Source organism: Aeromonas cavernicola, assembly GCF_002795305.1.
In the GTDB taxonomy this organism is placed as follows: Bacteria; Pseudomonadota; Gammaproteobacteria; order Enterobacterales; family Aeromonadaceae; genus Aeromonas; species Aeromonas cavernicola.
Genome location: NZ_PGGC01000009.1, coordinates 1 through 18,814, shown reverse-complemented (window position 1 = coordinate 18,814; position 18,814 = coordinate 1). Strand labels below are relative to the sequence as shown.

General features: G+C 53.8%; 18 protein-coding genes and 2 pseudogenes. 8 read left to right on the top strand and 12 right to left on the bottom strand.

The genetic code is table 11. The annotated features are described in order from the left end of the window. From CUC53_RS01645 to CUC53_RS01635, 3 genes are all read left to right on the top strand, one after another. Window positions 1-448 (top strand): TPR domain-containing protein (locus CUC53_RS01645; protein WP_420808036.1); only part of this gene is annotated, 448 nt, incomplete at its 5' end. 133 nt (window positions 449-581) lie between these two features. After that, complete coding sequence (locus tag CUC53_RS01640) at window positions 582-1,034, top strand: NUDIX hydrolase (protein WP_100292552.1); 453 nt, start codon at window positions 582-584, stop codon at window positions 1,032-1,034. 736 nt (window positions 1,035-1,770) lie between these two features. Then, a complete protein-coding gene (locus tag CUC53_RS01635; RefSeq protein WP_100292551.1) occupies window positions 1,771-2,670 on the top strand; it encodes a cache domain-containing protein in 900 nt (299 codons plus the stop codon). 171 nt (window positions 2,671-2,841) lie between these two features. Here CUC53_RS01635 and sucD read toward each other — a convergent pair whose 3' ends face one another. From sucD to sdhC, 8 genes are all read right to left on the bottom strand, one after another. Then, window positions 2,842-3,714, bottom strand: coding sequence for a succinate--CoA ligase subunit alpha (gene sucD, locus CUC53_RS01630; RefSeq protein ID WP_100292550.1), 873 nt, complete (start codon window positions 3,712-3,714; stop codon window positions 2,842-2,844). Further along, window positions 3,714-4,880, bottom strand: a complete 1,167-nt coding sequence (gene sucC, locus CUC53_RS01625; protein ID WP_100292549.1) for an ADP-forming succinate--CoA ligase subunit beta — start codon at window positions 4,878-4,880, stop codon at window positions 3,714-3,716. The genes sucD and sucC overlap by 1 nt, the downstream gene beginning before the upstream one ends. A gap of 177 nt (window positions 4,881-5,057) precedes the next feature. Continuing rightward, the gene (gene odhB, locus CUC53_RS01620) at window positions 5,058-6,236 is read right to left on the bottom strand and encodes a 2-oxoglutarate dehydrogenase complex dihydrolipoyllysine-residue succinyltransferase (RefSeq protein ID WP_100292548.1); all 1,179 of its coding nucleotides are present in this window, start codon (window positions 6,234-6,236) and stop codon (window positions 5,058-5,060) included. A 33-nt stretch (window positions 6,237-6,269) separates the two neighbouring features. After that, window positions 6,270-9,080 carry a 2-oxoglutarate dehydrogenase E1 component gene (gene sucA, locus CUC53_RS01615; RefSeq protein ID WP_100292547.1) on the bottom strand — a complete coding sequence of 937 codons (2,811 nt, stop codon included), beginning with the start codon at window positions 9,078-9,080 and terminating at the stop codon, window positions 6,270-6,272. A 118-nt stretch (window positions 9,081-9,198) separates the two neighbouring features. Continuing rightward, entirely contained in the window at window positions 9,199-9,915 is a 717-nt protein-coding gene (locus tag CUC53_RS01610) for a succinate dehydrogenase iron-sulfur subunit (RefSeq protein ID WP_100292546.1), read from the bottom strand. 16 nt (window positions 9,916-9,931) lie between these two features. Next, entirely contained in the window at window positions 9,932-11,698 is a 1,767-nt protein-coding gene (gene sdhA / locus CUC53_RS01605; protein ID WP_100292545.1) for a succinate dehydrogenase flavoprotein subunit, read from the bottom strand. A gap of 1 nt (window position 11,699) precedes the next feature. Then, window positions 11,700-12,044, bottom strand: coding sequence for a succinate dehydrogenase, hydrophobic membrane anchor protein (gene sdhD / locus CUC53_RS01600; RefSeq protein WP_100292544.1), 345 nt, complete (start codon window positions 12,042-12,044; stop codon window positions 11,700-11,702). Next, entirely contained in the window at window positions 12,038-12,427 is a 390-nt protein-coding gene (gene sdhC / locus CUC53_RS01595; protein ID WP_100292543.1) for a succinate dehydrogenase cytochrome b556 subunit, read from the bottom strand. The genes sdhD and sdhC overlap by 7 nt, the downstream gene beginning before the upstream one ends. A gap of 420 nt (window positions 12,428-12,847) precedes the next feature. Between sdhC and CUC53_RS01590 the strand changes: the two genes are divergently transcribed. The 4 genes from CUC53_RS01590 to CUC53_RS01575 all read left to right on the top strand — a co-directional run bounded on the left by CUC53_RS01590 (window position 12,848) and on the right by CUC53_RS01575 (window position 15,786). After that, window positions 12,848-14,134: a citrate synthase gene (locus CUC53_RS01590; protein ID WP_100292542.1), complete on the top strand. Its 1,287-nt coding sequence runs from the start codon at window positions 12,848-12,850 to the stop codon at window positions 14,132-14,134. 87 nt (window positions 14,135-14,221) lie between these two features. After that, complete coding sequence (locus CUC53_RS01585; protein ID WP_100292541.1) at window positions 14,222-14,536, top strand: DUF4377 domain-containing protein; 315 nt, start codon at window positions 14,222-14,224, stop codon at window positions 14,534-14,536. A 150-nt stretch (window positions 14,537-14,686) separates the two neighbouring features. After that, window positions 14,687-15,079, top strand: a complete 393-nt coding sequence (locus CUC53_RS01580; RefSeq protein WP_100292540.1) for an NUDIX hydrolase — start codon at window positions 14,687-14,689, stop codon at window positions 15,077-15,079. A 200-nt stretch (window positions 15,080-15,279) separates the two neighbouring features. Then, entirely contained in the window at window positions 15,280-15,786 is a 507-nt protein-coding gene (locus CUC53_RS01575; protein ID WP_100292539.1) for a GNAT family N-acetyltransferase, read from the top strand. A 125-nt stretch (window positions 15,787-15,911) separates the two neighbouring features. On the opposite strand, the gene pdxY is transcribed toward CUC53_RS01575, so the two are convergent. Together pdxY and CUC53_RS01565 are read right to left on the bottom strand one after the other, a co-directional pair. Continuing rightward, window positions 15,912-16,775, bottom strand: a complete 864-nt coding sequence (gene pdxY, locus CUC53_RS01570) for a pyridoxal kinase PdxY (RefSeq protein WP_100292538.1) — start codon at window positions 16,773-16,775, stop codon at window positions 15,912-15,914. Window positions 16,776-17,142: 367 nt separating this feature from the next. Then, window positions 17,143-17,898 (bottom strand): DUF429 domain-containing protein, encoded by a 756-nt coding sequence (locus CUC53_RS01565; RefSeq protein ID WP_100292537.1) that lies wholly within the window; start codon window positions 17,896-17,898, stop codon window positions 17,143-17,145. 213 nt (window positions 17,899-18,111) lie between these two features. On the opposite strand from CUC53_RS01565, the gene ybcJ reads away from it, so the two are divergent. After that, entirely contained in the window at window positions 18,112-18,345 is a 234-nt protein-coding gene (gene ybcJ / locus CUC53_RS01560; protein WP_100292536.1) for a ribosome-associated protein YbcJ, read from the top strand. Between the two features lie 33 nt (window positions 18,346-18,378). On the opposite strand, the pseudogene CUC53_RS19125 reads toward ybcJ, so the two are convergent. Further along, window positions 18,379-18,477, bottom strand: a pseudogene (locus CUC53_RS19125) (DUF4442 domain-containing protein); the annotation flags it as partial. Window positions 18,478-18,479: 2 nt separating this feature from the next. Then, window positions 18,480-18,796: pseudogene (locus CUC53_RS01555) on the bottom strand (DUF4442 domain-containing protein); the annotation flags it as partial. Window positions 18,797-18,814 lie beyond the last annotated feature (18 nt).

Here is an 18,814-nt window from a genome sequence, read left to right as displayed (position 1 = left end):
GTTGAGCCCGCGGGATCTGCAGGACAAGGAGCTGGGCGCCCTGCACCAGCGCCTGCAAGCCAACCCCGCCGATCTCGACAGCTGGGCGGCGCTCGGCCAGCTCTATCTCTATCGGAACGAGTACGACAACGCCCTGCTCGCCTATCAGCGTCTTGCTCTGCTGGAGGGGGGCGCCAGCGCGGCGACCCAGGCCGCCCAAGCCACCGTGCGCTACTATCAGGCGGGCCAACAGCTGACTCCCGAGGCAACCCGCCTGCTGGAGAGCGCCCTCAAGCAGGACGCGGGGGAAGTGAGCGCCCTGATGCTGCTCGCCGCCGATCACTTCCTGCATGGTCGCTACTCTCAGGCCATCGTCCTTTGGCAGCAACTGCTCGATGGCGAACGCCCTCGGATCAACCGTTCTGCGCTGATTGAGGCGATCCAGATGGCAAAAGTGATGGGGGGCTGACTGACCGCTCCCACCTCTGTTGCATTTGGCCAACACAAATCGGCACAGCCCAGCACCGACAGGAAAATCACTTGCCCTCTGCCACCGCCAGCCAAATAATGGGGTCTATCGTTGCCATTTTGGAGCTTCCCCCATGATCCCCATTAGCTGTCATGCTGTCTCTGGCGTTGCGCTCTCTACCATGGATGGCGAGACTAAACTGCTGGTGATGAAACGTGTAAAAGGGGGTTTTTGGTGCCACGTGGCAGGCACGATAGAGGAAGGGGAAACGGGCTGGCAGACCATTATCCGTGAAGTTAGCGAAGAGACGGGGATCACGGTCAACGAGCTCTACAATGGCCTCTATTTGGAACAATTTTACGAGGCGGCACTGAACAGGATCATGGTGGTGCCAGTTTTTGTGGTCTATTGTCCACCCAATCAGACCATTACCCTCAATGATGAACACACCGAATACCGCTGGTGCTCACTAGCCGAGGCCAAAGCACTGGTCAGCTTCCCCGGCCAAAAGGCACTCTACGATCATATCTGGCACTACTTTGTGGATAATCCTCCCTCTCCCCTCATGCGAGTTGATATCTGCTGATGTCATGGCCCATTAGCAAAAACAGCACATGATGACGGCATCCTGCTACAACAGCTTTACAAACCCGATGCTTCCCATTCATTTGCTGTCTGCCTTAAGTTTTTCTATGACCGCTAATCAGACTCATGTTTCTGCAGTACATCAGGAAATTTAATGTCCTCTTAATATCCAATCCATAGTTGGATTGTGACAATGGACTTTGCAATTTTTAGGGTACATAGTCTATGGCATGGTTTATTTATTAGATTCATTCTGGATTGTTAACTTGCACTCCTATTGGTCGTCATGTAGTAATTTCGTAATGAATCTGATTACCTCTTCAATTTGCTAGCTCATTAAAACTATGCGTCGCTATGATTGCTATCAGCACAAACAACTGAAATATACTGATTAACCGACCCATTATTAATGGAAGTGTTTTTAAATTAACCTCCGCCATAACTAACCAACAGCGATCAGACTCATAAGAATTATGACCCCGACAGGGCAATATGTTGCACAGATATACCCAGCTTGCGAATGTGATGCAAAAAAGTGAACTGATACTGTACATTTAATTAGTAGATTTGCTTATGGGCAGTCCTTTTACGCTTTAATGATAAAAAGGTTAAATTAGAGCCGCCTCACATTATGACGGCAGAGGATACTAATTTGAGTACAGCTTTAGGCCATCTTGCCGATATAACTGTGATGATAAAATATTTTCACACAATAAAATTGTGTAGACTGGAATATTATGATGATAAATGTAATAACTAGAAATAAAACAACCTTCATATTTGGCATTATTATCTTGATTGTCACTAGCTTGCAGAACTTATATACCATCGTCCAAATACGCATCGAAACACAACGATTGATTTGGACCTATATCGACCAAACCTCTATTGCTAACGCCCAAAAAATATCTCGCTGGCTTGATAATAAAGCTCAGGTTATCAGATCAACAAAAGCGGCATTTAATTTAGATGATTCCTCCATCCCCTATCTAACTCAATCTTTACAAGCAGGTGGATTTAGTTCAATTTATGTTGCAACTGACAGTGGAAAAATCATCGGTAGTGAGGCAAATACTTTACCTGCAAGTCAACGCCCTTGGTTTAAAGCTGCAAAAAATGATGGCGGATTAATCATTAGTACTCCCTATATAGATGCATCGACAGGCAAACCGACCATCACCATTGCAGAGCCTTTTCAACGCAGTAATACCAAGGGGGTAATTATCGGTGACATACTCATTGATGTCATGATTCGTGATATATTTGATTTGATGTCTGACGATGCATATTCCATTTTAGTAGATAGCAAAGGAAATATTATTGCTCATCCGGATACCTCTCTTATTCTGAAATCAGTAACAGTTATCTCTCCTGAGCTTACCCCAGAGAAAATAAAACACATTGTTGATGATGGTACCATTTCAGAAATAATGATAAATAATAAGTCGAGTGCTTTTGATTTAAAGCAGGTACCTAACTCAGATTGGTATTATGGGATAGTGGTAGATAATGACACTTCGTATCAAGCGGTAAAAAGAATGTTTTTCTATGCCCTATTACAAGGGATATTGATTTTATTGCTGATTATTATTTTTGGTTATTTAATTAACTCGAAAACTGAAAAACTGAAAAACTGAAAATAACCGATTAAAACGTTCACTTTCATGTCAGTTGCAAGCAAATAGTGGATCAATCCGCTTAATATAGAAAAACGGCCTGAACTCAGGCCGTCTTATATCCCCCCCACTAAATAAAACCAGTAAAAGGGACTCACTTCATCTGGCCCATGGATAATGGGCCAGCAGCAATTACCAACCCGTGATTTCGCGCAGAGCCTTGCCAATATCAGCCAAAGAGCGGACAGTTTTCACGCCAGCATCCTCAAGCGCGGCAAACTTCTCGGCAGCAGTCCCCTTACCACCAGAGATGATGGCACCAGCGTGGCCCATCCGCTTGCCAGGAGGGGCTGTGACACCCGCGATATAGGAGACGACCGGCTTGGTGACGTGGGTCTTGATGTAGGCCGCCGCGTCTTCCTCGGCGTTACCACCGATCTCGCCGATCATCACGATCGCTTCGGTCTGCGGGTCATTCTGGAACATCTCCAGAATGTCGATAAAGTTGGAACCCGGGATGGGGTCGCCACCGATACCGACGCAGGTGGACTGGCCGAAGCCCTCGTCGGTGGTCTGTTTGACCGCTTCATAGGTTAAGGTGCCAGAGCGGGAAACGATACCCACCTTGCCCGGCTTGTGAATGTGGCCCGGCATGATGCCGATCTTGCACTCACCCGGGGTGATCACCCCTGGGCAGTTGGGGCCGATCATTCGGACGCCGGTCTCTTGCAGTTTCACCTTAACCTGCAGCATATCCAGGGTCGGAATACCTTCGGTGATGGTGACGATAAGTTTGATGCCAGCATCGATGGCTTCGAGAATGGCATCCTTACAGAACGGGGCAGGCACATAGATGACGGAGGCAGTAGCACCAGTCGCGTCGACGGCGTCACGGACGGTGTTGAACACCGGCAGGCCCAGATGGGTGGTGCCACCCTTGCCTGGCGACACACCGCCAACCATCTGGGTGCCGTAGGCGATGGCCTGTTCGGAGTGGAAAGTACCCTGACCGCCGGTAAAACCCTGACAGATCACCTTGGTCTCTTTGTTGATCAAAACGCTCATTATTTGGCCTCCGCGGCTTTTACCACTTGCTGAGCTGCGTCAGTCAGGCTCGTTGCGGCGATAATATTGAGGCCGCTGTCGGCCAGTTTACGGGCACCTAGTTCAGCATTATTGCCTTCCAGACGCACCACCACGGGCACCTTCACCCCCACCTCTTTCACTGCACCAATGATGCCTTCCGCAATCATGTCGCAACGCACAATACCACCGAAGATATTAACCAGAACCGCCTGTACCTTGGTGTCAGAGAGGATAATCTTGAAGGCTTCGGTCACACGCTCCTTGGTCGCGCCACCACCAACGTCGAGGAAGTTAGCAGGTGAGCCACCGTGCAAGTTGACAATATCCATGGTCCCCATGGCCAAGCCAGCGCCGTTGACCATGCAGCCGATGTTGCCATCGAGGGCCACATAGTTCAGCTCCCACTGAGCGGCATGCGCTTCGCGGGCATCGTCCTGTGACGGGTCGTGCATCTGGCGCAGCTTAGGCTGACGATAGAGGGCGTTGGCATCGATGTTGATCTTACCATCGAGGCAATGCAGGTTGCCTTGGGCGGTGATCACCAGCGGGTTGATTTCCAGCAGCGCGAAATCGCAGTCGAGGAACATCTGACCCAACCCCAGGAAGATCTTGGTGAACTGCTTGATTTGATCGCCAACCAGACCCAGTTTGAAGGCCAGTTCACGGGCTTGGTATGCTTGCGGCCCCACCAACGGATCGATGGCGGCTTTGTGGATCAGCTCAGGGGTTTCATGAGCGATCTTTTCAATGTCTACGCCACCTTCGGTGGACGCCATGAAGACAACACGGCGCGAACCCCGGTCGACCACGGCGCCTAGGTAGAGCTCCTTGGCGATGTCGGTGCAAGACTCCACCAAAATTTTGGTCACCGGCTGGCCGTTGGCATCCGTCTGATACGTCACTAGGTTCTTGCCAAGCCAGTTCTGGGCAAAGGCGCGGATCTCATCTTTGCTTTTCGCCAGCTTAACGCCACCGGCTTTGCCACGCCCACCGGCGTGTACTTGACATTTAACCACCCAAGTATTGCCGCCAATCTTGTCGGCCGCTTCGGCCGCTTCCTGCGGCGTTGCACAGGCATAACCTTCGGAGACCGGCAGGCCATACTCGGCAAACAGCTGTTTTGCCTGATATTCATGCAGATTCATAGATGCTCTATCCGTGTTGTAGTTGTTTCCGTACGGGGCCTTTTCAGCAACACCCCTGTAAAAAGGGGTCTCAAGGACCCCTTAGTCTCTTTACTTCATTCAAGCGCGAGGCTGCCATCTCACCACATTCATACCGATTAGCTCGGCATTCGTCGTGCGGTGACCGATGTAGATTGCTTAGACGTCCAGCAGTAAGCGGGTCGGATCTTCCAATAGCTCCTTCACGGAGACTAAGAAACCCACTGACTCACGCCCATCAATGATCCGGTGATCATAAGAGAGTGCCAGATACATCATCGGCAGGATCTCAACCTTACCGTCAACGGCCATCGGACGGTCCTGGATCTTGTGCATGCCCAAAATGGCGCTCTGGGGCGGGTTGATGATCGGGGTGGACATCAGGGAGCCAAACACACCACCGTTGGTGATGGTGAAGTTACCGCCAGTCAGTTCATCCACGGTCAACTTGCCATCGCGGCCCTTGCCGGCCAGATCCTTGATGGCCTTCTCGATGTCAGCCAAGCTCATGTTGTCACAGTCGCGCAGCACCGGGGTCACCAATCCACGCGGGGTGGAGACGGCAATGCTGACATCGAAGTAGTTGTGGTAAACGATGTCATCACCATCCAACGCGGCATTCACCTCTGGATAGCGCTTTAAGGACTCCACCACTGCCTTGACATAAAAAGACATGAAGCCAAGTTTGATGCCGTGCTTTTTCTCAAATATCTCGCCGTACTGCTTACGCAGCGTCATGATGGGCTTCATATTGATTTCATTGAACGTCGTCAGCATGGCGGTGGTGTTTTTTGCTTCCAGTAGACGCTCAGCAATGCGCTTGCGCAGCCGAGTCATGGGCACCCGTTTCTCGCTACGACCAGCCAGCGCCACCACAGGCCCAGCGGCTACAGGCACCGCCGCAGTCGGCTGACTCGACGCACGAACATGTGCCTCTACGTCCTCCTTGGTGACACGGCCACCACGGCCAGTTCCCTTCACGTTAGTGACATCGATGTCATGTTCTGCCACCAGACGACGCACAGAAGGGGTCAGGGTATCATCCCCTTCCTCTGTCACCACCTCTTGTGGTTTTTCCTTGGTCTCTTCACCGGCAACCGCGGCGGGCTTGAGCATAGCGATGAGCTGGCGAGATAGTACTGTGGCGCCCTCTGCTTGAAGGATCTCTCCCAGTATCCCAGCTTGTGGAGCTGGGACTTCCAGCACCACCTTATCTGTCTCGATGTCGACCAAGACTTCATCACGGGCGACCAAGTCACCCGGCTTTTTGTGCCAAGTAGCGATAGTGGCGTCGGCCACTGATTCCGGCAAATCCGGTACCTTGATTTCGATAGTCATCCAATCAGTTCCTTGTAACGTCTTGTTCAGGGCTTAGGCCAAAGTAAGGGCATCTTCCACCAACGCTTTTTGCTGCTTGGCGTGGACCGACATATAGCCGACCGCAGGCGAGGCGGAAGCCGGACGACCGGCATAGCGTAAGGTAGCTCCCATCGGTAACACGCCATCATAGTGATGACGAGTACTGTACCAAGCCCCCTGGTTCTGCGGCTCTTCCTGACACCAAACAAAGTCGGTGACGTGAGCGTAATCAGCCAAAATGGCGCGTACTTCTTCTTCTGGGAAGGGATAGAGCTGCTCGATACGAATCAGAGCTACATCCTGCTGCTCGGCCTTGCGACGTGCGTCGAGCAGGTCGTAATAGACCTTACCGGAGCAGAACACCACGCGCTTAACTGCGCTTGGGTCCAGCGAGTCTATCTCACCGATGGCGTTCAGGAAGGTACCTTCCGCTAGATCTTCGAGCTTGCTCACCGCCAACGGGTGGCGCAGCAGGGATTTTGGCGTCATCACGATGAGCGGACGGCGCATCGGGCGTACCACCTGACGGCGCAGCATGTGGAATACCTGAGCTGGGGTCGAAGGCACACACACCTGCATATTCTGCTGGGCACACATCTGCAGATAACGCTCAAGGCGAGCAGAGGAGTGTTCCGGCCCTTGCCCCTCATAGCCGTGCGGCAACAGCATGGTTAAACCACACATCCGTCCCCATTTTTGCTCACCGGAGGAGAGGAACTGATCCACCACCACTTGGGCACAGTTGGCAAAGTCACCAAACTGAGCCTCCCAGATGGTGAGACCGGCTGGTTCAGCGCTGGCATAGCCATATTCAAAGGCCAATACTGCGTTTTCAGTCAGTACCGAATCATAGATCTCGAACGGCCCCTGTTCATCGTGCAGATTGCACAGCGGCGTATAGGTGCTGGCATCAGTCTGGCTGTGCAGCACAGCATGGCGGTGGAAGAAAGTACCACGGCCGGAGTCTTCACCGGTGAAGCGGATGCGGGAACCCTTGTCCACCAGAGTGGCGTAGGCTAGGGTCTCGGCAAAGCCCCAATCCAGCAGCTTCTCGCCCGCTGCCATCAGGCGTCTATCTTCGTAAATCTTCTCGACCTGACGTTGCAGCACATGAGTGGCTGGGTATTGGCTTACTCGTTCGCCAAGGGCTTTGAGGTAATCCATCGGCACGATACTGTCATAGTCCATTGCCCAGTCGTGACCCAGATAGGGTGTCCAGTCGACGGAATGTAGCTCCATCGGTCGCCACTCTTTGCTCACCCGCTCACCACGATCCAAGGTTTCGCGATATTCGTTGACTAGGGTCGTAGCCAACTCTTGGCTAACACACCCTTCCGCAACCAATTGATCGGCATAGATCTTACGCGGGGTGGGGTGCTGTTTGATCTTCTGATACATCAACGGTTGGGTTGCACTCGGCTCGTCGGCCTCGTTGTGGCCATGACGACGGTAGCAAACCAGCTCGATCACCACATCACGTTTGAAGGTGTTGCGATAATCTAGTGCAATCTGGGTTACCAGCACCACGGCTTCCGGATCATCACCATTGACATGCAGCACCGGCGCCTGCACCGCCTTGGCAATGTCGGTACAATATTCGGTGGAGCGGAGATCTCGGCTGTAGGAAGTGGTAAAACCCACTTGGTTGTTGATGACGATTCGCACCGTCCCGCCCACGCCATAGGCTCTGGTCTGGGACATGTTGAAGGTCTCGGCCACCACACCTTGGCCGGCCATCGCCGAGTCACCGTGGATGGTAATCGGTAGGACTGTACTGCCATCCTTATCACCGCGACGATCCATACGAGCCCTAACCGAACCAATGACCACTGGGTTGACGATTTCAAGGTGAGACGGGTTGAACGCCAGCGCCAAGTGCACGTTGCCACCTGGGGTCGCGAAGTCAGACGAGAAGCCCATATGGTACTTCACATCACCCGTTCCCCAGGAGTCGCCATACTTGCCAGCAAACTCATCGAACAGCTCCTGAGTCCGCTTACCCAATACATTAATCAGTACGTTGAGGCGACCACGGTGGGCCATGCCGATCACGGCTTCTTTGCAGCCCTGCTCACCAGCGCGACGGATCAGCTCTTTGAGCATGGGGATCATGGCGTCGCCCCCTTCCAGCGAGAAGCGCTTAGCCCCCGGGAATTTAGCACCCAGATATTTTTCCAGCCCTTCGGCGGCAGTCAGGCTCTCGAGGAAACGTGTCTTCTCTTCGAGGCTGTAGCTTCCCTTCCCTTCAATGGATTCAAGACGCTGTTGCAGCCAACGTTTCTCTTCGGTGGAGGTGAGGTGCATGTAGTCGGCACCGATGGAACTACAGTAGGTCTTTTTCAGCGAGGCATAGAGATCAGAGAGCACCATGGTCTCGCGACCGATGGCGTAGGAGCCCACATTAAAGGTGGCCTCCATATCTGCACCTTGCAGGTTGTGAAACGCGGGATCCAGTTCAGCAACGGTTTCACGCTGCCACAGGCCCAGCGGATCCAGATTGGCATTCTGGTGACCACGGAAACGGAAGGCGTTGATCAGCTGTAGCACCCGAACCTGCTTGGCATCCACTTGGGGATCAGAGACGGGAGCACTGTAGCGAGAGGGATCCTTGGCCAGGCGACGGAAATAATCACGGACCTGGGAGTGGGGTTGTTCAACCGCATGACTATTGACTTGGGGTAACTCGCTAAACAGGCTACGCCACTCATCGGATACGGAATCAGGATTTTCCAAGAAGGATTCGTACAAATCCTCTATATAGCTTGCATTCGCACCAGCCAGGTGAGATGACTCCAACCAGGCCTTCATCACGCCGTTATGCATGTCTATCCCTTGTACTTCTTGTTGCTGCTTTGCAGCTTGTAGGGTTTAAACAGCCACCCTCGGTCACAGACAGAGTGGCCATCCAGATGGTCGGGCCAGCGTGGGGCCGGCCCTGATACTAAACAGCCCGATTGAGCAACATCGATTTGATCTGGCCAATCGCTTTGGTCGGGTTCAATCCTTTCGGACAGACATTGACACAGTTCATGATACCGTGACAACGGAACACACTGAACGCATCATCCAGACCCCCAAGACGTTCGGTAGTCGCGGTATCGCGGCTATCAGCCAGCCAGCGATAAGCGGCAAGCAAGCCAGCTGGGCCGATGAACTTGTCAGGATTCCACCAGAAGGAGGGGCACGAAGTGGAACAGCAGGCACAGAGAATGCACTCGTACAGGCCGTCAAGCTTGGCGCGCTCTTCGGGGGATTGCAGGTGCTCACGCACCGGCGGCAACTTCTCTTCGTTGATGAGGAAGGGTTTGACCTTCTCCCACTGGGTGTAAAACTGGGTCATGTCGATCACCAAATCGCGGATCACCGGCAGGCCAGGCAAGGGACGGATAACGACGTTATTGCCCTTCTTCAGCAGATCGGAGAGCGGGGTGATACAGGCAAGACCGTTCTTGCCATTCATGTTGAGACCGTCCGATCCACAGACCCCTTCGCGGCAAGAGCGGCGAAAGGCGAGCGTGGGATCCAGTTCTTTCAACTGGATCAGTGCGTCGAGCACCATCATGTCGGAACCTTCAGGAATATCAAGACGATAGTCTTTCATATAAGGGACGTTATCAACGTCTGGGTTGTATCTGTAGACAGAGAATGTGACGTTCATAGGGCTGGCTCCGCAATCAGTAAGTCCGGACCTTGGGCGGGAACGCCTCACGGGTCTTGGGTGACATGTTGACAGCGCGACGAGTCATGGACTCAGTGTCCGGATGATAAAGGCTGTGGCACAACCAGCTCTCATCGTCGCGATCCGGGAAGTCAAAGCGGCTGTGAGCACCACGACTCTCGGTACGGAAGTTGGCAGCCACCGCCGTGGCAAACGCCGTCTCCATCAGGTTGTCCAGCTCTAGGCACTCGATGCGCTGAGTGTTGAACTCTTTGGAAGTATCATCCAGACGGGCATGCTTAAGGCGTTCGCGAATGAGTTTCAGCTCGGCCAACCCTTCGGCCATCGCATCCCCTTCACGGAACACCGAGAAGTTGTTCTGCATGCAGCGCTGCAGGTCCTTGCGGATCTGCACCGGATCTTCGCCATCACGGCAATGTTCCCAACGGTTGAAGCGCGCCAGCGCGGCGTCGATGTCAGAATCGGATGCGGCGCGGCCGTGCTCCATCTCGCCTAAGGTGTTGACCAGATGCATGCCGGCGGCACGACCGAACACCACCAGATCCAGCAAGGAGTTGCCGCCCAGACGGTTGGCACCGTGCACGGAGACACAGGCGATTTCGCCCACTGCAAACAGGCCAACCACCGGCACGTCGTTGCCATCTTTGTCTTGTGCCAGACACTGGCCATTCACGTTGGTCGGCACGCCACCCATCATGTAGTGGCAGGTTGGAATGATCGGGATCGGCTCTTTGACCGGATCCACGTGGGCAAAGGTGCGAGAGAGTTCGCAGATGCCCGGCAGACGAGATTCCAGCACCTCTTTGCCAAGGTGATCCAGCTTGAGTTTGATGTGCGGGCCCCAGGGACCGTCGCAACCACGCCCTTCGCGGATCTCGATCATGATGGAGCGGGCCACCACGTCGCGACCGGCCAGATCCTTGGCGTTAGGAGCATAGCGCTCCATGAAGCGCTCGCCATCTTTATTGAGCAGATAGCCGCCTTCACCACGGCAACCTTCGGTCACCAGCACCCCGGCACCGGCGATACCGGTCGGGTGGAACTGCCAGAACTCCATGTCCTGTACCCCTACCCCAGCGCGCAACGCCATGCCAACACCGTCACCGGTGTTGATATGAGCATTGGTAGTGGATTGGTAGATACGACCGGCACCGCCGGTGGCCAGCACGGTAGCCTTGGCCTTGAAGTAGACCACTTCGCCGCTTTCCATATCGATGGCGGTACAGCCAACGATGTGACCGTCCTGGTTCTTCACCAAATCCAGCGCATACCACTCGGAAAAGACCGTGGTTTTGTTCTTGACGTTCTGCTGGTAAAGGGTGTGCAGCAGGGCGTGACCGGTACGGTCGGCGGCCGCTGCGGTACGAGCAGCCTGCTCACCACCGAAATGCTTAGATTGGCCACCAAACGGACGCTGGTAGACAGAACCGTTTTCAAAGCGGGAGAAGGGCAGGCCCATGTTCTCCAGCTCGTAGATAGCCTCGGGGCCCGTCTTGCACATGTACTCGATGGCTTCTTGATCGCCGATGTAATCAGAGCCTTTGACGGTGTCATACATGTGCCACTGCCAGTTGTCATCGTGGGCATTACCCAGCGCAACTGTGATACCGCCTTGGGCGGACACCGTGTGAGAACGGGTTGGAAAAACCTTGGATAACAGAGCACAGCTCTTGCCGGACTGAGCAATCTGCAGCGCAGCGCGCATACCTGCACCACCGGCACCAATCACTACTGCATCAAATTCACGAATTGGAATAGTCACCTTACACACCCCACACTACGACGAAACCCGCCATCAGATAGACAAACAGCACCACAACCAGGGCAAACTGCAATGCGCCACGCAGTCCTACCGGCTTGATATAGTCAGTCAGCACCTGCCACAAACCGATCCAGGCATGGATCAATACGCAGAGCAGGGTCAACAAGGTGAATACTTTGGTGAAGGTTTTTGCAAAAAAACCAGTCCACAGTTCGTAAGTGAGGTCGTTGAAGGCAATAAAGCCTACTAGATAGAGGACGTAAGCCGTCATGATGAGGGCGGTTGCGCGGATCAGGATGTAATCGTGAACACCGCTGCGCCCGAAGGTTGCAGAATTGGTTACCATACAAGCACTCCTGCCAATACTGCCAGGATCGCGGTGATCACAAAGGCCACACGGGCACTCTGATTACCGGATTCCAGCTCTTCCCAATAACCCATATCCATCACTAAATGACGCAAGCCGCCCACGATGTGGTAAGCGAGCGCAGTCAGGATGCCCCACAGCACAAATTTGACCAAGAAGTTGTCCATGATGGCAACCACGGTTTCAAACCCGTCGGGAGAGGTAAGCGAAGTACCAAGCATCCACAGCAAGATGCCCACGGCAACAAAGGTGATGACCCCTGATACACGGTGCAAGATGGATGCGATGGCAGTGACAGGAAAGCTGATCGTTTGCAGGTCGAGGTTTACAGGTCTCTGTTTATTTTTCACGGCTTTGCCCACTCAGCTCCGTATTGAGCACGTTAGTTATTGTTTTAACTCACTCGTGAGGCACAGGTTGGTGATTGTTGGATTTTTGTTATGGACATTGAAAACAAAAATTCAATATGACGCTGTTTTACACGAATCCTTTCCAACGTGTTTCAAACACCAGCAGCCATGACCCACGTCGCGGAGTATATCGACGGCCCTAAGCGAAGACAATCAAATAGCTACAAAGAAAATACAAAAGCACAAACCAGATCCCATATTTCATTTAACAATTAATTAATGTCTTATGAGCAAAATTGACATCGATAGGGAACTCTGTTTCAAATAGGGCGCGCCAGCCGCCTTGGTGGGGTTAAGAACCTTTGCCAGCGTCATAAAAGTCGTAATAGAGTAAGGCTGGAATCAAATTATAAAGAGCAAAGGAGACGTGCTATGGCTGATAAATTAGCCACCCTACACTTACCTGGGAAAGCGCCGGTAGAGCTACCTATTCTATCAGGCACCATAGGCCCAGATGTTATCGATGTCAGAAAGCTGGGTACTCACGGATACTTCACCTTTGACCCCGGATTTATGGCAACCGGTTCTTGCAAATCAGCCATTACTTACATTGATGGGGATCAAGGTGTCTTGCTGCACCGCGGTTATCCTATCGCTCAATTAGCGACTCAAGCCAGCTATCTGGAAGTCTGCTACATCCTGCTCTACGGCGAAGCACCAACCAAAGCGCAATATGCTGAATTTGAACGCTTAGTCACCCGCCATACCATGGTGCATGAGCAAATTGCCTTCTTTTTCCGTGGTTTCCGTCGGGATTCTCACCCAATGGCCATCATGTGTGGCGTCGTGAGCGCACTCTCCGCGTTTTATCATGATGCGCTCGACATCAACAACGAAGAGCACCGCGAAATCTGTGCATTCCGCCTGCTCTCGAAAATGCCGACCTTGGCCGCCATGTGTTACAAATACTCCATCGGCCAACCCTTCATGCAGCCACGTAACGCCCTCTCCTATGCGGGTAATTTCCTGCACATGATGTTTGGTGTACCGACTGAAGAGTACAAGGTCAATCCGATTGTCGAGCGGGCGATGGATCGCATCTTTACTCTTCATGCTGATCACGAGCAGAACGCGTCCACCTCCACCGTTCGTCTGGCTGGTTCTTCTGGCGCCAATCCATTCGCCTGTATCGCTGCAGGTATCGCCTCCCTGTGGGGACCGGCCCACGGTGGTGCGAATGAAGCCTGCCTCAAGATGCTCGAAGAGATTGGGTCGGTTGAGCGCATCCCTGAGTTCATTGCTAAAGCAAAAGATAAAAATGATCCATTCCGTTTGATGGGCTTTGGTCACCGAGTCTATAAAAACCACGATCCCCGTGCCCAGGTCATGCGTCAGACATGCCATGAAGTCCTCAAGGAGCTGCAGATTAAAGATCCTTTGTTGGCCGTTGCCATGGAACTGGAACGTATCGCGCTCTCTGATCCCTACTTCATTGAGAAGAAGCTCTATCCCAACGTGGACTTCTACTCCGGCATCATCATGAAGGCGATTGGCATCCCTATGTCGATGTTTACGGTGATCTTCGCGATTTCACGTACCATCGGCTGGATTGCCCACTGGAACGAAATGCACTCAGATCCTGATCAGAAGATTGGTCGCCCACGTCAGCTTTACACCGGTCTGCCACAGCGCGAGTTTACCCCGCTGGACCAACGCTGATTACAGGTCACGTGCCTGATGTTTCGCAAGGCGGTCACTGACCGCCTTTTTATTACATCAGGTCGACACCACGCCAGAGAACACAACATGAAAACGCCACTGATCGGGGCCACCATACTACTCAGTGCTTGTCAGCAAGTGCCACCTTCCCGCCACGTTGAAACACTCTATATCAACAATCAATGGGTTGATTGTGTTGGGGTCAGCCCAATGCAGTGCATGCAGGTTCGAACCGATGAGCAACAACCTTGGTCCCTCTTTTATCAGCACATAGAGGGGTTTCACTTCGAACCCGGTTATTACTATCAGCTAGAGGTCGCCAAAGAGCCGCTCACCGACGTGCCAGCGGATGCCTCGTCGATGCGCTACCAGCTCATCAAGATCGTCAATCAGGTAAAATAAGACTGGCGGCTTACCACTTTACACCTAGCTGGCATGCTTATCGCGACAGCACGGAAATCAGGATGCCCTCCGTTTCTCCCACGGCAAGAGCGCAACGGACAACACCGCCCTCATAAAGGTCGCTCCTTAGCCCACAACACGAGCAATCCCATGATCGATAAACTTGCGTGGCTGACGTTTAAAGATAAACAGCTGCTTTGTGCCCGCTCCCACGGCAACGCTACCTATTATATTCCCGGCGGCAAACGTGAAGTCGGCGAGAGTGACGAAGCGGCACTGATCCGTGAAATCGCTGAAGAACTATCTGTTAGCTTGCAACCTGAGACCTTACGTTTTACTGGTGAGTTTATGGCACAGGCCGATGGTAAACCGGCTGGGATGAATGTCAGGCTACGCTGCTATACGGGCGAGACCCATGGCGTGCCCGTCGCATCAGCCGAAATTGCCGAATTACGCTGGCTAGATAGTCGCCATCTTGCCGAAATTTCCCCTGTTTCACGCCTGCTGTTTACATGGCTGGCAGAGCAGCAACTGATCCGCTGATCCCCGCGCTGGTTGCCGATCGATGATGCCCCACCCCCGACCGTGATCCAACGCACTTCCCCATGGCGAGGTGCTTGAAATCATGTGCTGAAACGACGAGGCTAGGCCGTGTCTATGTGCTGTGATGGCAACGGGGTTACAGCGCATCGCGCCACGCGGCTTAGACTGGCATTCCCGCTCTCTTTGATGAAGGACGTGAGATGGATATCGTTGAGGTTGATAGCACTCAGGGCATCAAACCAGCCCTCATTACCCTGCTGCAAGATTGTGTCGCCAGTGGAGCCTCGGTCGGCTTTTTACCGCCCCTAGCAGAGGCCGTGGCGCTCGAATACTGGCAAGGTATTGAGGCGGAACTGGCGGCAGGTAGCCGTCGCTTATGGGTAGCATTCGAACAACATCAGCTAGTAGGCACACTGCAGTTGGCACTGTGCGGCAAGGCCAATGGCCGCCATCGAGCAGAAGTAGAAAAATTGATGGTACACAGTCAAGCCCGCGGCAAAGGGGTTGGCCGCGCCCTCATGGCCACCATGGAGCAAGGAGCTCGTGATGCTGGGCGAACCTTGTTGGTACTCGATACCCGAGTAGGCGATGTGGCGTCGACGCTTTACCGCCACTTAGGCTATCTCGAAGCAGGTCAGATCCCTGATTTTGCTCGCAGTGCCAATGGCTCGCTGGCAGCTACCCTCTTTTTCTACAAGCAACTCTGATCATCTATCATCTATCACCTAGCCAAATCTCAGCACGCGGGACCAGCATGTCGCTGCTCCCAACGTCACCACCTCGGCGATCACTGGGTGATCGGGGCCCCACACGCGGGTGAGGATGCGCCCACTCAGGCTAATCGCACCGCACGATGCGCGATCATCGGCTCGGCAAATGCTTGTTGAGCAGCGATCAGTTGTAACTCATAAGCTCCCGCCTGCCACGTTTTCAGTAATACCGCGTCCACAGCCGCATTCGTGCGCTCAAACGCGCTAATCGGATCATGCCCCGCCTGCAGATTGGCCAGCATCAAGGCACTGATCAAATCCCCTACCCCGACTGGCTGCTTGGCAAACTCATACAGCGGCCGAGCAACCAGATAATCGCCTTGAGGGGTTGCCAATAGCATCTCGAAGCGGCTTACATCTTGCGCAGCGCGGCCAAGGTGCTTCACCAGCACCATACTGACCCCCTTTGCCAGCAGTTGATGGGCCGCCGCGCGGGTATGAGCTAAATCTGGTAACTGAGTAGCGCATAAAGTTTCTAGCTCTAACAAGTTCGGCGCCATGATATCGGCAACCGGCAGCGCCTGTTCGGTCAAAAAACGGGTCACGCCGGGGGCAACAATGCACCCCTTCTCGGGATGGCCCATGACGGGATCGCAAAAATAGAGAGCGTTTGGGTTGGCCGCTTTCACTGCCGCTACCACGGCGAGGATCTCATCCCCTTGTTCTGCTGAACCAAGGTAACCACTGAGTACCGCATCGCATTGGGCCAGCACATCAATATCCGCCAACCCCTTAATCAAGCCACTGATATGGCCTGCCGGCATGGCCATTCCCTGCCAACCAGCCGCGTACTGGGTATGGTTGGAAAATTGCACCGTGTTAATGGGCCATACCTCCATACCAAGGCGACGCATAGGAAACACAGCGGCACTGTTACCAGCACAACCAAACACCACATGAGACTGGATAGAGAGGATCCGTTTCATCGACAACACCACAAGCAAGAGTCAGGAAAAGGCGCAATATATCGGATGACCTATATAACCCGCCACTTTTGCCCCCTCTCATCCATCAATTTGACCAGAAAAAAATCGAGATACCGTCGAACAGGGGGAAATGAGCACCATTTAACACCACATCTGCCCCTATACAGGACCTTGGTTTATCGCCATTAGGTGACTTAACCCATCAGGTCTCGTGTGGTGTTCCACATCTCTAGTTTGATGGCATATGAGAGCAAAAAATCAACGCTGATAGACGTGGCCGTCTCTCGCACCACTTATGGGGCCACCCTCATGATCAAGAAGACCCGCCGCACCTACCAGCAACCACGTTATCGCGCAGCGGGTGACGTTATTGGCGGGCGAAGTGATAAATCCATCCTTCATCCCGCGCCATCCCCGCAGGAGGGGCCACCAGTGGCGGTAAGCACGACACCGCTCCTCCTGCCGCATATTGCAACGCCAGCAGGGCGCAGATAGCCGCGTCATAGCGATCAGTGCCCACCTCAACGGCTTCAGGGAGCAACGCCGTCAGCTCAGGGCGTACTGCGGACGCCTTGCCCGCGACCTTGGCCAGCGCCGGATAAACCTCCAATACCGCTCTATCGCTTTGTGGCACCTGCTTGGGAACCAGCTGTAAATCAGCAAACTGTGGCAGCATAGAGAGCACTAAGGTGGCATTGTTGCCAAGCCGATCGAAACTCGCTGACAGCGGCTTCTTGCCATAATGCTGGTATAACCAGCGTTCACAATCGCGGTAAGCATAACGGTTATCTATCTCCCGCTCGGGAATAGCACAGGGCTGCGCGTTTCCAGCCAGCAGCTCGCAAAAACCACGGGGAAACGCCAGCGGCGCATCAATACCGAGCGCCAGCTTGGCACAACGTGTTACCTGCATCAGGCTTGACTCACTGTGGAGTGCAGGCAGCAGCAGTGCGGCCAAATCTGGCACCACTCGCGAACTTAACCGAAACAGCGGAGACACCCCAAGCCAATGCAGCTCATCACTGTTCGCTTGCCAACCCACCACAGCCACCGCCTGCGCACTGCCTTGCCAACCCCTGACATCCCACCCCACCCCGATCGCACTCATTTCCCCTATTGTCATCTGTCATCTCGCTCTCTATCACGGCTGCAAGCGGCACAGCCTAATCCGCTGCCACCCGCAATGCAAAATGAAATGGCCGATGCCTCGGCCCAGCAGGGGCACATTGTCTATCCCATGCAAGCGAATCTAGCCGCCCCCCTTTCCTTGCCTATCTGATCTGCCTAAAATGGCCGCCCAGCTGTGTTCAGCGCTTATTTAGCTTAAGGATTTGCCATGGAAACATTTCTGCTCGAAGGCCACCCCTTTGTGGCCCTATGCGATCTGATTAAACATCAAGGGTGGGCCGATTGTGGCGGCGCCGCCAAAGCGCTCGTCGCAGAAGGGTTAGTCGAAGTGGATGGTCAGGTAGAGACTCGCAAGCGCTGCAAGATCGTGGCCGAGCAAGTCGTCAACTTCAACGGCATGAAAGTGGTCGTCAAAGAGGGTATCAGCCCCGAGCTTGGCTAACCCCATTTCGGCAGCCCCTTCTCTGGCAATCTGCTAGCTGGCCTTGACTGACAGGGTCAGCACAAAGCGGGCTACCGTCTCCCCCCCGCTCAAGGATGGACAGCTGGCCACCACCTCGATGCTGTCTCTTATNNGCCCCCACCTCGATGGGGCGATTGATGCGCTGACCGCTTGCCAGCGACTCGTCGATCATGGCGTCGATCTCCTCCCCCGCCGCGCAGTCGAACTGCACATCCCCCTCCGGTCGTTTCAAAAACGCCCCCTGCACATCCTTGAAGGCGAAGTGCACCTTCTTGCGCCGCTGCCGCCCCTTCTCCATTACCAGCAGACCGCCCACCAGATCGGCACCGGTTGCCAGCGCGCCAAAATACATGCTGCCCAGGTGGTTGCGGGTACGCCAGCCAAGGGGAATGCGAATGCGCAGCGCCTTGGCGTTCATCTCTTCGATGACTGTCTCTTATACACATCT

Coding starts and splice junctions, on each gene's coding strand:
- CUC53_RS01590 (WP_100292542.1), top strand. CDS start 12,848: ATGGCTGATAAATTAGCCACCCTACACTTACCTGGGAAAGCGCCGGTA.
- pdxY (WP_100292538.1), bottom strand. CDS start 16,775: ATGAAACGGATCCTCTCTATCCAGTCTCATGTGGTGTTTGGTTGTGCT.
- sdhD (WP_100292544.1), bottom strand. CDS start 12,044: ATGGTAACCAATTCTGCAACCTTCGGGCGCAGCGGTGTTCACGATTAC.
- CUC53_RS01635 (WP_100292551.1), top strand. CDS start 1,771: ATGATGATAAATGTAATAACTAGAAATAAAACAACCTTCATATTTGGC.
- CUC53_RS01585 (WP_100292541.1), top strand. CDS start 14,222: ATGAAAACGCCACTGATCGGGGCCACCATACTACTCAGTGCTTGTCAG.
- CUC53_RS01575 (WP_100292539.1), top strand. CDS start 15,280: ATGGATATCGTTGAGGTTGATAGCACTCAGGGCATCAAACCAGCCCTC.
- odhB (WP_100292548.1), bottom strand. CDS start 6,236: ATGACTATCGAAATCAAGGTACCGGATTTGCCGGAATCAGTGGCCGAC.
- ybcJ (WP_100292536.1), top strand. CDS start 18,112: ATGGAAACATTTCTGCTCGAAGGCCACCCCTTTGTGGCCCTATGCGAT.
- CUC53_RS01610 (WP_100292546.1), bottom strand. CDS start 9,915: ATGAACGTCACATTCTCTGTCTACAGATACAACCCAGACGTTGATAAC.
- CUC53_RS01640 (WP_100292552.1), top strand. CDS start 582: ATGATCCCCATTAGCTGTCATGCTGTCTCTGGCGTTGCGCTCTCTACC.
- CUC53_RS01580 (WP_100292540.1), top strand. CDS start 14,687: ATGATCGATAAACTTGCGTGGCTGACGTTTAAAGATAAACAGCTGCTT.
- CUC53_RS01565 (WP_100292537.1), bottom strand. CDS start 17,898: ATGACAATAGGGGAAATGAGTGCGATCGGGGTGGGGTGGGATGTCAGG.
- sucD (WP_100292550.1), bottom strand. CDS start 3,714: ATGAGCGTTTTGATCAACAAAGAGACCAAGGTGATCTGTCAGGGTTTT.
- sucA (WP_100292547.1), bottom strand. CDS start 9,080: ATGCATAACGGCGTGATGAAGGCCTGGTTGGAGTCATCTCACCTGGCT.
- sucC (WP_100292549.1), bottom strand. CDS start 4,880: ATGAATCTGCATGAATATCAGGCAAAACAGCTGTTTGCCGAGTATGGC.